Here is a 13,175-nt window from a genome sequence, read left to right as displayed (position 1 = left end):
ATTTCACAGAAAGTTGCCATGTCTCCACGTACTCTCGCCCCCGCCCTGGCTTGGGGTTTGCTCGCGCTGTCGGCCCTGGCCGTCGGCATTGTCTCGTTGCGCTATGCGCTGCCCGGCATGCCCTTCCCGATGGACCTGCCCAGCCTGCAGTCGGCGCCCCGGGCTTTCGTGGTGCACGCGGTCAGCGCATCGCTGGCACTGATGCTGGGCCCGCTGCAATTGATGGCGGCATGGCGCACCCGGTTTCCGGCCCTGCACCGCTGGGTGGGGCGCGGGTATGTGGCGGCGATTGCGGTGGGCTGGCTCTCGTCGCTGCCCCTGGCACTGGATGCGATGACGGGTCCCGTGGCCGTCCTGGGTTTCCTGGCGCTGGGCGTGGCCTGGATCGTGGCGACCGGCATGGGCCTGCTGCGCGCGCTGCAGCGCCGTTTTGCCGAGCACCGGCGCTGGATGGTGCGCAGCTATGCGCTCACGGCGGCAGCCATCACGCTGCGCGTCTACCTGGGGGGCAGCATGGCCCTGGGGGTGGATGAGCAGGTGTCCTACCCCTTCATCGCCTGGCTGTGCTGGGTGCCAAACCTGCTGGGCGCCGAGTGGTACCTGCGGCGACAGGCGCTGCGCGCGGGCCGGCCGCAGCGGTCGCCGCCGCTGGCATCGCTGTGAGCGAACGAGCGGCGGGGCCCGGGAAGGCAACGGCCGGCGCGGCCGTTGCAGTGCTTCAGCGCACCCGCATGCCGGGCGTGGCGCCGGGCCAGGGGTTGAGCACGTAGATGCCGGGGTTGGCCTTCTCGTCGCCATGGCTGGCGGCCAGCACCATGCCTTCGGAGACGCCGAACTTCATCTTGCGCGGCGCGAGGTTGGCCACCATCACCGTGTGCTTGCCGATCAGGTCGGCGGGCTGGTAGGCGCTGGCGATGCCTGAAAAGACATTGCGCGTGCGGCCTTCGCCCACGTCCAGCGTCAGGCGCAGCAGCTTGGTGGAGCCTTCGACCGGCTCGCAATTCACGATCAGCGCGATGCGCAGGTCGATCTTGGTGAAGTCGTCGATGGTGATGGTGGGGGCCAGTTCCTCGCCGCCGGGGGATGCTATTGTTTCAGTAGCTACTGGCGCTTGTTCTGCCTGCGCTGGAGCCTCAAACAATGCTTCCAGCTGCTCGGGGGTCACGCGCTGCATCAGGTGCTGGTAGGGGGTGATCGCCTGCACGTCGCCCGCCACGTCCCACTGCCGCATGTCCACACCCACAAAGCCTTGCACGGCCTGGGCCAGGCCCGGCAGCACGGGCGCCAGGTAGCGCGTGAGCGCGGCGAAGGTGTTGATGAGCACCGAGCAGACCTGGTGCAGCGCCTCGTTGTTGGCCGCGTCCTTGGCCAGGTCCCAGGGCTTGTTCTGGTCCACATAGGCGTTGACCTTGTCGGCCAGCTGCATGATCTCGCGCGTGGCCTTGCTGTACTCGCGGGTTTCGTACATCTGCGCGATGGCGCCGCTGGCACCGCGCACCTCGGCCAGCAGGGACGCGCCCGTGGCGCCGAAGTCGCTGGTGAGTTTGCCGTCGAAGCGCTTGGTCAGGAATCCCGCAGCGCGGCTGGCAATGTTCACGTACTTGCCGATCAGATCGCTGTTCACGCGCAGCATGAAGTCCTCGGCGTTGAAGTCGATGTCTTCGTTGCGCGCGCTGAGCTTGGCCGCCAGGTAGTAGCGCAGCCATTCGGCGTTCATGTTCAGGCTCAGGTACTTGAGCGGGTCCAGGCCGGTGCCCCGGCTCTTGCTCATCTTCTCGCCGTTGTTCACGGTGAGAAAGCCATGCACGAACACGTTGTCGGGCGTCTTGCGGCCGCTGAAGTGCAGCATGGCGGGCCAGAACAGCGTGTGGAAGGTGACGATGTCCTTGCCGATGAAGTGGTACTGCTCGGTGTCGGCAGCGGCCATGTATTCGTCGAACGAGCGGGTGTCGCCGTGTTTTGCCTTGGGGCCGCCCTTGTCGAACCAGTTCTTGAGCGAGGCCAGGTAGCCCACGGGGGCGTCGAGCCACACGTAGAAGTATTTGCCCGGCGCGTCGGGGATCTCGATGCCGAAGTAGGGCGCGTCGCGGCTGATGTCCCAGTCGCCCAGGCCTTCGCTGGTCGTGCCGTCCGGATTGGTGCGCACGGTGAACCATTCCTTGATCTTGTTGGCCACCTCGGGCTGCAGCTTGCCGTCCTGCGTCCACTTCTCCAGGAACTCCACGCAGCGCGGGTCCGAGAGCTTGAAAAAGAAATGCTCGGAGTTCTTCAGCTCGGGCTTGGCGCCGGACAAGGCCGAGAACGGGTTGATCAGGTCGGTGGGCGCGTACACCGTGCCGCACACCTCGCAGTTGTCGCCATACTGGTCCTTGGCATGGCACTTGGGGCATTCGCCCTTGATGTAGCGGTCGGGCAGGAACATGTTCTTCTCGGGGTCGAAGAACTGCTCGATGGTGTGCACCTCGATCAGCGAGCCGTCGGCGCGGTCGCGCAGGTCGCGGTAGATCTGGCGGGCCAGCTCGTGGTTCTCTGGCGCGTCGGTGCTGTGCCAGTTGTCGAAGCTGATGTGAAAGCCGTCCAGGTACTGCTTGCGGCCCGCTGCGATGTTGGCCACGAACTGCTGTGGCGTGACGCCCGCCTTCTCGGCGGCGATCATGATGGGCGCGCCATGCGTGTCGTCGGCGCCCACGAAGTTCACCGCGTGGCCCTGCATGCGCTGGAACCGCACCCAGATGTCGGCCTGGATGTATTCCATGATGTGGCCGATGTGGAAGTTGCCGTTGGCGTAGGGCAGGGCGGTGGTGACGAAGAGTTTGCGTGCGGATGACGTCATGAAAAGCGGCTTTCTCAGGCGGAACCCGCGATTTTAGGCGTTTGGCGCCCTGCCTCGCGGCCGCGGGCGCTCCAGCCCCGCGCGCGGGTCGCGCAGGTGCCAGCGAACGGGCCCCGGGCAGGGTGCGCGGGGGCTCGCCGGGCCCACAATGCCTGGCACCGACCACAACGGAGGAACGCCGATGGCAAAGAAGCTGGTGAGGAGACTGGGATGGAGCGCCGCTGGCGCCGTGCTGGTGCTGGCGGCCTACCTGGCATGGTGGCCCGTGCCCATCCGGCCCGTGGCCTGGAGCGCCCCGCCCGCGCCCGGCTACCAGGGCGTGCATGCGCCCAACACGCGGCTGGCCCAGCTGCAGGTGATCGACCTCCACGGCGAGGTCGGCCCCGAGCACATCGCCGTGGGCAGGGACGGCAAGCTCTACACCACGGTGCTCAGCGGCAACATCCTGCGCATGAACCCCGATGGATCGGGCCAGGAGGTCTTTGCCAATACCGGCGGGCGGGTGCTGGGCTTTGACTTCGACGCGGCGGGCCACCTCATCGCGGCCGATGCGGTCAAGGGCCTGCTGTCCATCGCGCCCGATGGCAAGGTCACCGTGCTGGCCGACAAGGTGGGCAGCGATCCCATCCGCTATGCCGACGGCGTGGTGGTGGCCCAAAGCGGCAAGATGTACCTGAGCGACGCCTCCACGCGTTTTGCCCCCAAGGACTGGGGCGGCACCTTCGAGGCCAGCGTGCTCGACATCCTGGAGCAGGCCAGCACGGGCCGGGTGCTGGAGTACGACCCCGCGACTCGCGCCACGCGCGTGGTGGCCCGGGGCCTGAGCTTCGCCAACGGCGTGGCGCTCAGCCAGGACGAAAAGAGCCTGTTCGTCAACGAAACCGGCAAGTACAGGGTGTGGAAGATCGCGGTGGACGCGAACGACCTGGACATCAGCCTGCCCGGAGCCCAGGCCAGCGTGCTGCTCGACAACCTGCCCGGCTACCCCGACAACCTGATGCGCGGGATGGACGGCCGCATCTGGCTGGGCTTTGCCAAGCCGCGCGGCGCGGCCATCGACAACATGGCCGGCAAGCCCTGGCTGCGCAGCCTGACACTGCGCCTGCCGCGTGCGCTGTGGCCCATCCCCCAGCCGTACGGCCACGTGATCGCGTTCACCGACGACGGCAAGGTGGTGGCCGACCTGCAGGACCCGGCGGGTGCCTACCCGGAAACCACGGCCATCACCGAGACGGCGGACCGGCTGTATGTGCAGAGCCTGCACGCGCACGGCCTGGGCTGGCTGCGCAAGGACGTGCTCAAGGCGCGGTAGCGGACGCCGGGGCGGACCGGCGGCCCTTCAGGCGTGCTCGCGGGTCTGAATGTCCGCGCCGCTGTCGGTCCAGCCGAAAAAGCGGCACACCTCGGCGCGCATGGCTAGCGTGTCGGCCCGGCCCAGGGCCATCAGCTCTTGCGTGTAGCCGGATTCGAACAGCAGGTAGCTGGCCAGCGCCGCGCCGCGCACATCCGCCATGTTGGACGTGACGCCCAGCGCCGCCAGCATGGCGCGCACGGGGGCCGGCAGATCGCCCACGTGGCGCGCGGCCACCGCGTCGAGCCGCTGCGAAGGCGCGATCACCAGCAGTTCGATGGGCCGCAGCGCGCTGTGCGCGCGCACGTCGGGGGGGATCAGCGACAGCGTCTGGTTGACCCGCTGCACCCGCTCCACGTCGACCGCCAGCGCGTCCAGAAAGATGTTGGACAGCGCATGCCCCGCGATCTGCGCGAGCGTGGGGTAGCTGGGCGTGGGGTTGGCCGCGGCGTCGCCCCGGGGCTCGTGCATGCGGCCCGCGCCGATCACCAGGATGCGCTCGGCCCCCAGGTGGATGGCGGGCGCGATCGGGGCCGACTGCCGCATGGAGCCATCGCCGAAGTACTCGGTATGGTCGTCGATCGTGATGCCCTTGGCCGGGAAGATGAACGGAATGGCCGAGGACGCGAGCAGGTGCTCGTGCGTGATGCGGTCGCGCGCGGCCTTGCGCTGCGAGCGCACCCAGGGCTGCACCGGCGCGTTGGATTCGAAGAACGTGACGTGCTCGCCCGAGCTGTAGCTCGATGCCGTGACCGCCAGCGCGGTGAGGTGCCCCTTGCGGATGAGCCGGGGCAGGCGCACCAGGGGCACCATCTTCACCAGCAGTTTCTCTAGGGGCGAGTTGTCCAGCAGCGACCGGGGCCGCATGCGGCGCCACCGCGCCAGCGCCCAGCCCATGGACAGCAGCGTGAGCCAGCGCGCCCCGCTGCGCATCACGGACAGCGAATCGGCGCCATACACCTGGCTGGCATGGAACTGGCGCCACACGCGTGCGATGCGGCGCACCGCGCGGTCGAAGTTGTCGGCCCCGCAGGCCAGCGCCGCCGCGTTGATGGCGCCCGCGGAGGTGCCCGTGATGATGGGAAACGGATTGGGCCCGCCGCCCGCGCCACAGGCATTGCGGATGTCGGCGATCGCCTCCAGCACGCCCACCTGGTAGGCGGCGCGGGCACCGCCGCCGGTCAGCAGCAGGCCGGTGGGGCGGGCGGGCGGGGCCGCGGGAGCGGGGGCGCAAGCGTCGGTGGGGGGGCTGATCGATGGCATCGTCGAAGGGGTGGGTGATGTGCCAAGTGTGGAGTCCGCCACCGGTCGCTCCATCTGGGAAAACCCGCATGGCGGGCTGCGGGGCGGGCCGGCGGGGCGTGGATCAGCGCCGGCTGCTCAGCAGCAGGGCCGCCACTGCATCGCCCTGCAGCACGGCGATCCCATGGTCGCGGGCATACAGGCGCGCGTTGTCGCTGACCTGCCCCAGGGCCGCCACATAGATGCCCGCCGGAGCGTCGCTGGCCACCATGGCCGCGTGCAGTTCGCGCAGGGGCTCCACGCCATGGGTGGCGGCCTTCCAGCGCTTGGCGCTCACCAGCGTGGTCTTGCCGCTCAGGGTCAGGCGCATGTCGGCCCCGGCGTTGTTGCCGTTGATCCGCTCCACGGTGTAGCCCGCCCGGGTCCAGGCGGATGCCAGGGTGTCGGCAAAGCTGCGCCAGGGCATGCTGCCCACGGCCTCCAGCATGTCGGCCACCTGGGCCGGGTTGGGGGCGCGCAGCTGCTTCCAGGCCGCGATGCAGCCCACCACGAAGATGGGGAAACCCGCGAGCGCTCCCACCACGAAGTACTCCTTGGGCAAGAGGGCGCCCGCCGCCAGGACAATGAGGCCGACCACCACGAAGCTGACCCACCAGGGCGAGCGCAGCAGCATGGCAAACAGGGACTTTTCGGCCATCTTGAATTTCACGGGGGTCCTTTTCTTTCGGTTTTGGGCGCAGGCGGCGGCAACGCGGCGCATTGTCCTTCAGACGCGGAGGGCACGGCGCTTGGATAGACTACCCGCCTCTTCTGGAGATTATTGAATGGCAGTCACCGAACAGGGCCTCTTGGCCGCACTTTCCAGCGTGCTGGACCCCCACACCGGCAAGGATTTCGTCAGCACCCGGGCCCTGCGCAACGTGCAGATCACCAGCGGCGACGTGGCCTTCGACGTGGAACTGGGCTACCCCGCCAAGAGCCTGGTGCCCGAGCTGCGCCGCAGTCTCGTGGCTGCCGCCAAGGGGATTGCAGGCGTGGAGAACGTGTCGGTCAACATCACCACCAAGGTCATCGCGCACGCCGTGCAGCGCGGCGTGCAGCTGTTGCCCCAGGTCAAGAACATCATCGCCGTGGCCTCGGGCAAGGGCGGCGTGGGCAAGAGCACCACGGCCGCCAACCTGGCCCTGGCGCTGGCTGCCGAGGGCGCCAGCGTGGGCGTGCTCGACGCCGACATCTACGGCCCCAGCCAGCCCATGATGCTGGGCATCAACCGCCGCCCCGAAAGCGACGACGGCAAGACCATGGAGCCGCTGGAGAACTATGGCGTGCAGGTCATGTCCATCGGCTTCCTGGTGGACCAGGACGAAGCCATGATCTGGCGCGGCCCCATGGCCACCCAGGCGCTGGAGCAGCTGCTGCGCCAGACCAACTGGAAAGACCTCGACTACCTCATCATCGACATGCCGCCGGGCACCGGCGACATCCAGCTCACGCTGTCCCAGCGCGTGCCCATGACCGGCGCCGTGATCGTCACCACCCCGCAGGACATCGCGCTGCTGGACGCCAAGAAGGGCATCAAGATGTTCGAGAAGGTGGGCGTGCCCATCCTGGGCATCGTCGAGAACATGGCCGCCCACGTGTGCAGCAACTGCGGCCATGTGGAGCACATCTTTGGCGCCGACGGCGGCAAGAAGATGGCGGCCGACTACCACATGGACTACCTGGGCGCGCTGCCGCTCGACATGAGCATCCGCCTGCAGGCCGACAGCGGCAAGCCCACCGTGGTGGCCGACCCCGACGGGGACGTGGCCAAGATCTACAAGAAGGTGGCGCGCGACGTGGCGGTGAAGATCGCCCAGCAGGCCAAGGACTTCTCCAACAAGTTCCCCACCATCTCGATCAGCAAGAACACCTGATCTCCTTCGGCTGCCGCACTGTGCCATGAACCTGCTCGCGTCCCTGCGCTACCTCGTGGCGCTGCACGAGCACCGGCACTTCGGCCGGGCGGCGCAGGCCTGCCACATCACGCAACCCGCGCTGTCGAACGCGCTGCGGGCGCTGGAAAAAGAGTTTGGGGTGGTGGTGGTGCGCCGGGGCCGCAGCTTCGAGGGCTTCACGCCCGAGGGGGAGCGTGTGCTGGCCTCGGCCCAGCGCATGCTGCATGAACACCAGGTGCTGCAGCAGGATCTGTTGAGCGATGCCGCCCATCCGCGCGGCACCTTGCGCCTGGGCGCCGTGCCCACGGCCATGCCCATCCTGGCGCGGTTTGCGGCGCAGCTGCAGGCGCGGCACCCCGGCATCGCGCCCGTCGCGCTGTCCATGAGCTCGCAGGCGCTGGAGGCGGGGCTGGAGAGTATTTCCCTGGACCTCGCGCTGGGCTACACCGAGCGGATGCCCGCGCGCGGCGGCCAACTGCGGGCCTGGCCGCAGTACGTGGAGCACTACTTCCTGCTGCGGCGGGCCAGCAGCCCGAAAGAGCACGGCCTGCAGATGGGCGGGCCCGTTGGCTGGGCCGAGGCGGCGCGCCTGCCGCTGTGCCTGCTCACGCCCGAGATGCACAACCGCAGCCTGGTGGATGGCGCCTTCCGCAGCGCGGGGGCCACGGTGCGGCCCGCCATGGAAACCGATTCGGTTCTCACGCTGGCCTTGAGCGTGGTGGCCGGCAACCTGTGCAGCGTGCTGCCGGGCGCGCTGGTGGATGCGGTGCGGGGCCATGACGGGCTGGAGGCGCTGCCTCTCCTGGCGCCCGTGCTCACCACGCCCATCGGCTTCATGTCGCACCGCCAGGTGCAGCCCACCCGCGCGCTCGATGCCGCGCTGGCCTTGGCGCAGGATGCCGACTGGCTGCGCCACGCCGCCGCGCACAGCGGATTGCTGGCGGCGTAGCCGCAGGACTCTAGGGCCTTGCCGGCTGAGCCCGTGCGGCGCTCGGGACGGCCTGCACCGTGGCTGCCCCGGCCGCCACACGGGATGCCAGGTGATGAAAGCCGGCGCTTCGCCAGCTTGAGCAGCGTGAAACTCATGACGGCGAAGCAGGGGCGCCGCAAGCCGGACCAGCGGAACTAGCGGACCGGTGGCGGGGGGGTGAGGTACCCTTCGCGGCGCATCAGGTCGGCCACCGCCTTCGCGGCCTGCGCCAGCGCCGTCTCTGCGGGCTGCTTGCCTGAAATCACCTCGTGGATGCTCTTGCCCAGTATGTCGGTATTGATGGTGTCCCACTCCGGAATGATGGGCCGCCAGTTGGGGTTGGCATCCCCGATGCTGCGCAGGAGCATCTGGAACTCGGGGTATTTCCTCCCCAGGTCGGGGTCGGCCAGGGTGGACAGCCGGTGGGGCACGCCGCCCAGGTGGCAAACCGACTTGTCCTGCTGCTTGGCGGTGAGCCATTGCATCAGCAGGAATGCGCTGTCCGGGTTCTTCGACTGGGCGGGGATGGCCAGTCCCAGGCCTCCGGTCTGGGACGCATAGCGCGCGCCGCGGGGATGGCGCACATAACTTACCTTGCCATTGATCTTCGAGATCTTCTCGTCGCGGACCGCACCGAAGATGAGGGTCGAGTCCAGGTACATGGAGGCCTGCCCTTGCAGGAACGCATTGAGCATCTCCGTCTGGCCCGCCGCCAGCGCGTTGGGAGGGCCGGTGTCGATGATCTTCTTGAGCAGGTTGGCGGCGCGGACTCCGGCCGAATCATGCAGGCGGGGCTGCCAGTTGTTCTCGAACACGCCGCCATTGAGCGGGTTCAGGTGCAACAGCCAGGCATGCACGCACTGGTGGCCTTCCTTGCCGCGCGAGGCCAGCGACCCCATGGCGGTCTTTTCCCGCAGGAGCGGCAGCAGCTGTTCCAGCTGGAAGTACGACTCGGGCGGCTTCAGGTTGAACTTCTCGAAGATGTCGTGCCGGTAGGCCAGCACCGAGGTCTCGGCTCCATAGGGCAGCCCATAGAGCTTGGCGGCCCCGCCGGCCAGATAGCCTTTCCATCCCCCGACCAGGCCGATGTTCTCCCGGAATCCCGCGATGATGTCGGGCAGGTCGAAGTCCTCGGGGGTGAGCTGCCGGTTGTTCAGGTAGGGCTCGATATCCCGGATGAGGCGCTTCTTGACGTACTCGCCTTTCCACATCACCACATACGACACGAGGTCGAAGTCGCACTGCGGCTTGGCCATCTCCTCCAACTGCCTCTTTTTCATCTCCGCGATGGGGAGCTGTTCAAACTCGACCTGAATGCCGGTTTCGCTGGTGAACGTGGGGAACAGTTTCGTGGCGGCGTCGTAGTGGTGGTGCCTGGGGATGCTGATCCTGAGCTTCTGGCCCCGGTAGGGGGCATACCTGTTCCGGGCGCGCGATGCCCCCGGGAAGAAGGCGGGGATGGTGGCGGCGCACAGCGATTGGACGAGCAGTCTGCGTTGCATGGGGTTTTCCTGTCTCGGGGGGAGCGTCGATCAATCCAGGTCCACGGCGTAGATTCCGGACGAGACGAAGGTCTCTCCCACACGCTGGACAAACGCCTTCTTGACCATGATCTTCTGGGTGACCGGATTCAGGATGTGGTACGGCGCGGACCATCCAGAGCCCCTTTGCGTGGCCAGGTCGCGCGAGTTCCTGACGATCGCCACGCCATTCGCGTCGCGCATGTCGATGAGGACCTTTCCGACGTTGGCGGGATTGGCTCCGTGCGCGAGATTGCGGCCGTTGAAGTCGTAGACCGTGATGTACAGGTCCCGGTCCTTGAACGAGGTGCCGTGCGTGAATTCGCGGTAGGCCTTCTCGGCGCCGATGTCGCGGATCAGGTCCACGGCTCTTCGCACCTGCTCTTCGGCTTCGGACGGGCTCCCGTTGAGCGTGAACACGTTCACCGACCCGACGAGGCGCGCGGCCTGCGCCCGCAGTTGCTGCGAGGCGGAGGCGGTCTGCTCCACCAGGGCCGCGTTCTGTTGCGTGGCCTGGTCAATCAGCTCCACGGACTCGATGACCTTGCCCACGCTCTCGCGCTGCATCTGGCTGGAATGGGCGATCTCCGCCATGATCTGCGTCACCCGCTGTATGGCCTCGGTCATGCCGCCCAGCTGCTGGGCGGCCGTCTGCACCAGGGTCGCGCCGGTTTCGATGCGGGCGTTGCCGCGGGTCAGCAGCGCCTTGATGTCCTTGGCCGCGCTGGCGCTGCGCTGCGCCAGCGCGCGCACCTCGCTGGCGACCACGGCAAAGCCCCGGCCCTGCTCGCCGGCGCGTGCCGCCTCGACGGCCGCGTTCAGGGCGAGGATGTTGGTCTGGAACGCGATCCCGTCAATGAGCGCGATGATGTCGAAGGCCCGCGCGGAGTCCGACGCAATTTCCTGCATGGTCTGCTGCACGGACGCGAAGGCACGGTTGCCGTGGTCTCCCGCCATGGCGGTCTGCTGCGCGATGGCGTTGCCCGCATCCGCCTTCTGCCCCACCAGCAGGGCGCTGCTGGCGAACGCCTCCACCGCGTCCGTGGTGTCCTTCAGCGACAGCGCCTGGCGTTCCGTCCGTGCGGACAGATCGGTGTTCGCCTGGGATATCTCGTCGCTGGCCAGGGCCACCTCCTGCGCGCCCGCCCTGACCTTGGTGACGACCCTGGTCAGGGATTCCTGCATTTCGCGCATGGCTGCCATCAAGGGCGAGAACTCGTCGCGCTGCGCGTCGTGAATCAGGCTCGTCAGGTTGCCGATGCGCACATCGTCCGTGAATTTGCGGGCGACGGCGACGCGCGTGCGCAGCGCGCGGCCAATCCACCATGCCAGGGCCAGGCAGCCCCCCGCCACCACGGCGCTGGTCAGGGCCAGTATCCGCAGCGCGGCGGCTGCGCTTTCCACGACGGGATCGGCGTCTGGCAGCGCCGCGCCGAAATGCGAGATCGCCAGCAGGCAGCGCGCGACCTGCCAGGCCCCGAGGAAGAAGCACGCCACCAGCAGGAGCGCGAAGAGGAGCAGCTTCTGCGAAATGCGCAATGTCTGGACGAATCTCATGGGGTGGGGCGGTAAGCGGGGGAATGCAGGCCAGGGTGCGTCCCTAGCCCTTGACGGCGCCTGCCGTGAGCCCGGTGATGATCTGGCGTGCCGCCACGAAGGTGAAGATCAGCGGGGGAATGGCGATGAGGCTGCCCATGGCCATGACCCGCCCCCAGTCCACCCCCATGTCGGTGACGAAAAGCGAGGCCGCCACGGGCAGGGTGCGCGAGTGGCGATCGGTGAGCACCAGCGCCAGGATGAACTCGTTCCAGGCGATGCGGAAGGTGAAGATCGAGGCCGCGGCGAGCCCGGGCGCCATGAGCGGAAGCAGCACCTTGGTGAACACGCGCAGGGGGCCGCAGCCGTCGATGGCGGCTGCCTCTTCCAGCTCCACGGGGACCTGCAGCACGAAGCCATAGAGCAGCCAGATCGTGAATGGCAGGTTGACCGCCACGTACAGCAGGATCAGGCCCCACAGGCTGTTGACCAGGTGCCATTCGTTCCAGATCAGGAAGACCGGTATGGCCATGACCGCCAGCGGCACGGTGCGCAGCAGCAAGGTGGTGTAGGCCAGCGCGCGCCGGCCGGGGAAGCGGAACCGCGCGAGGCCGTAGGCCGCCATGCAGCCCAGCACCAGGGTGGCGGCCGTGGAAATGAGCCCGACAAAAAGGCTGTTGTACAGATACCGGTCGAACTTGTCTTCCTGCAGGACGGCCCGGTAGTTCTCCAGGGTGGGGGTGAAGATGAAGTTCAGCGGCTCGGCGAAGATGTCCACCTGCTGGCGCAGGCTGGTGGCGAAGATGACCGCGATGGGGGCGATGCACAGCACGGCCAGGCCGACCAGCATGGCGTAGTGCGCGGTGGCGAGCAGGGGAGAGCGTTTCATGGGCATCTCGCGTTCCCGGTTACTTCTCGTTGTCCAGAGGGTTCGAGATGCGCAGGGCGATCCATGACAGCACGGCCACCACCACGAGCAGCAGCACGGAGATGGCGGCGGCCACGCCCAGCTGCTGGCCCACGAAGGCCGTCTTGTAGATGTGCAGCGCGAGGATTTCGGTGGAGTCGCCCGGGCCGCCGAATGTCAGCACGTAGATCACTTCGAGAACCCGGAAGGCATCCACCAGCCGCATCATCAGCGTGATGGCGATCACGTGCGCGATCATGGGCAGCTTGACGAGGGTGGTCATCTGCCACCAGTTCGCCCCGTCGATCCGCGAGGCCTCGATGACCGCGCTGTCCACGTTCGCCAGGGCGGCCACCATCATGATGAAGACGAAGGGCGTCCACTGCCAGACGTCCGCGATCACGATGGCGGCGAACGCGAGCGTGGGATCCGCCAGCCAGGTCAGGGGGGCGATCCTGAGCAGGCCGAGCACGGCGTTGATGAGCCCGAACTGCGCGTCGAACATGTAGCGCCAGGCCAGGCCCACGGCAATGGGCGCGATCATCATGGGCAGGATGAACAAGGTGCGAAAGACCGCCGTGCCCCGCACCGGCCGCTCCAGCGCCAGTGCCAGCGCAATGCCCAGCAGCATCTCGGCGGTGACGCAGACGCCGGCGAACAGCAGGGTTGTCCAGAGCGACGACCACACCCGGGGATTGCTGAACGCCGCGGAGAATGCATCCAGGCCCACCCAGCGGGCCGCGCTCCAGGGGGTGCCCATGCTCCAGTCGTAGAGCCCCAGCTGGAAGGCCGAGATGACCGGGTAGAGGCACGCTGCCGCCATGATCGCGGCGGCAGGCCCCACGTAGAGGAGCGGAACCCAGGAAGGGGTGCGCATGG

General features: G+C 67.9%; 11 protein-coding genes and 1 pseudogene. 4 read left to right on the top strand and 8 right to left on the bottom strand.

Features of this window, described 5'->3' with window-relative positions; genetic code table 11:
- Window positions 1-18 precede the first annotated feature (18 nt).
- Window positions 19-663, top strand: coding sequence for a DUF2306 domain-containing protein (locus tag KW843_RS14620; protein WP_218295886.1), 645 nt, complete (start codon window positions 19-21; stop codon window positions 661-663).
- 55 nt (window positions 664-718) lie between these two features.
- Here the strand turns inward: KW843_RS14620 and metG are convergent, their stop codons facing one another.
- Window positions 719-2,833, bottom strand: a complete 2,115-nt coding sequence (gene metG / locus KW843_RS14615; protein ID WP_218295885.1) for a methionine--tRNA ligase — start codon at window positions 2,831-2,833, stop codon at window positions 719-721.
- 181 nt (window positions 2,834-3,014) lie between these two features.
- On the opposite strand from metG, the gene KW843_RS14610 reads away from it, so the two are divergent.
- Entirely contained in the window at window positions 3,015-4,145 is a 1,131-nt protein-coding gene (locus tag KW843_RS14610) for an SMP-30/gluconolactonase/LRE family protein (RefSeq protein WP_218295884.1), read from the top strand.
- Between the two features lie 27 nt (window positions 4,146-4,172).
- On the opposite strand, the gene KW843_RS14605 is transcribed toward KW843_RS14610, so the two are convergent.
- Together KW843_RS14605 and KW843_RS14600 are read right to left on the bottom strand one after the other, a co-directional pair.
- Window positions 4,173-5,447, bottom strand: a complete 1,275-nt coding sequence (locus KW843_RS14605) for a patatin-like phospholipase family protein (protein WP_218295883.1) — start codon at window positions 5,445-5,447, stop codon at window positions 4,173-4,175.
- Between the two features lie 103 nt (window positions 5,448-5,550).
- Complete coding sequence (locus KW843_RS14600) at window positions 5,551-6,123, bottom strand: restriction endonuclease (protein ID WP_218296303.1); 573 nt, start codon at window positions 6,121-6,123, stop codon at window positions 5,551-5,553.
- Between the two features lie 127 nt (window positions 6,124-6,250).
- Here KW843_RS14600 and apbC point away from each other — a divergent pair, with 127 nt between their 5' ends.
- On the top strand, window positions 6,251-7,342 hold the full coding sequence (gene apbC, locus KW843_RS14595) for an iron-sulfur cluster carrier protein ApbC (protein ID WP_218295882.1): 1,092 nt from the start codon (window positions 6,251-6,253) through the stop codon (window positions 7,340-7,342).
- A gap of 25 nt (window positions 7,343-7,367) precedes the next feature.
- Window positions 7,368-8,312, top strand: a complete 945-nt coding sequence (locus KW843_RS14590; RefSeq protein WP_218295881.1) for a LysR substrate-binding domain-containing protein — start codon at window positions 7,368-7,370, stop codon at window positions 8,310-8,312.
- 176 nt (window positions 8,313-8,488) lie between these two features.
- Here KW843_RS14590 and KW843_RS14585 read toward each other — a convergent pair whose 3' ends face one another.
- From KW843_RS14585 to KW843_RS14570, 5 genes and pseudogenes are all read right to left on the bottom strand, one after another.
- Window positions 8,489-9,835: an ABC transporter substrate-binding protein gene (locus tag KW843_RS14585; protein WP_218295880.1), complete on the bottom strand. Its 1,347-nt coding sequence runs from the start codon at window positions 9,833-9,835 to the stop codon at window positions 8,489-8,491.
- 30 nt (window positions 9,836-9,865) lie between these two features.
- On the bottom strand, window positions 9,866-10,420 hold the full coding sequence (locus KW843_RS27015; protein WP_370627781.1) for a cache domain-containing protein: 555 nt from the start codon (window positions 10,418-10,420) through the stop codon (window positions 9,866-9,868).
- Window positions 10,421-10,423: 3 nt separating this feature from the next.
- A pseudogene (locus KW843_RS27010) lies at window positions 10,424-10,810 on the bottom strand (methyl-accepting chemotaxis protein); the annotation flags it as partial.
- A 643-nt stretch (window positions 10,811-11,453) separates the two neighbouring features.
- Entirely contained in the window at window positions 11,454-12,278 is an 825-nt protein-coding gene (locus tag KW843_RS14575; RefSeq protein WP_218295878.1) for a carbohydrate ABC transporter permease, read from the bottom strand.
- Between the two features lie 19 nt (window positions 12,279-12,297).
- Complete coding sequence (locus tag KW843_RS14570; RefSeq protein WP_218295877.1) at window positions 12,298-13,173, bottom strand: carbohydrate ABC transporter permease; 876 nt, start codon at window positions 13,171-13,173, stop codon at window positions 12,298-12,300.
- Window positions 13,174-13,175 lie beyond the last annotated feature (2 nt).

Source organism: Acidovorax sp. sif1233 (genome assembly GCF_019218755.1).
Taxonomy (GTDB): Bacteria; Pseudomonadota; Gammaproteobacteria; order Burkholderiales; family Burkholderiaceae_C; genus Acidovorax.
This window is presented reverse-complemented; position numbering and strand designations above follow the sequence as displayed.

Coding starts and splice junctions, on each gene's coding strand:
- KW843_RS14570 (WP_218295877.1), bottom strand. CDS start 13,173: ATGCGCACCCCTTCCTGGGTTCCGCTCCTCTACGTGGGGCCTGCCGCC.
- metG (WP_218295885.1), bottom strand. CDS start 2,833: ATGACGTCATCCGCACGCAAACTCTTCGTCACCACCGCCCTGCCCTAC.
- KW843_RS14605 (WP_218295883.1), bottom strand. CDS start 5,447: ATGCCATCGATCAGCCCCCCCACCGACGCTTGCGCCCCCGCTCCCGCG.
- KW843_RS14600 (WP_218296303.1), bottom strand. CDS start 6,123: ATGGCCGAAAAGTCCCTGTTTGCCATGCTGCTGCGCTCGCCCTGGTGG.
- KW843_RS14620 (WP_218295886.1), top strand. CDS start 19: ATGTCTCCACGTACTCTCGCCCCCGCCCTGGCTTGGGGTTTGCTCGCG.
- KW843_RS14575 (WP_218295878.1), bottom strand. CDS start 12,278: ATGAAACGCTCTCCCCTGCTCGCCACCGCGCACTACGCCATGCTGGTC.
- KW843_RS14585 (WP_218295880.1), bottom strand. CDS start 9,835: ATGCAACGCAGACTGCTCGTCCAATCGCTGTGCGCCGCCACCATCCCC.
- KW843_RS14590 (WP_218295881.1), top strand. CDS start 7,368: ATGAACCTGCTCGCGTCCCTGCGCTACCTCGTGGCGCTGCACGAGCAC.
- KW843_RS14610 (WP_218295884.1), top strand. CDS start 3,015: ATGGCAAAGAAGCTGGTGAGGAGACTGGGATGGAGCGCCGCTGGCGCC.
- apbC (WP_218295882.1), top strand. CDS start 6,251: ATGGCAGTCACCGAACAGGGCCTCTTGGCCGCACTTTCCAGCGTGCTG.
- KW843_RS27015 (WP_370627781.1), bottom strand. CDS start 10,420: ATGCAGCGCGAGAGCGTGGGCAAGGTCATCGAGTCCGTGGAGCTGATT.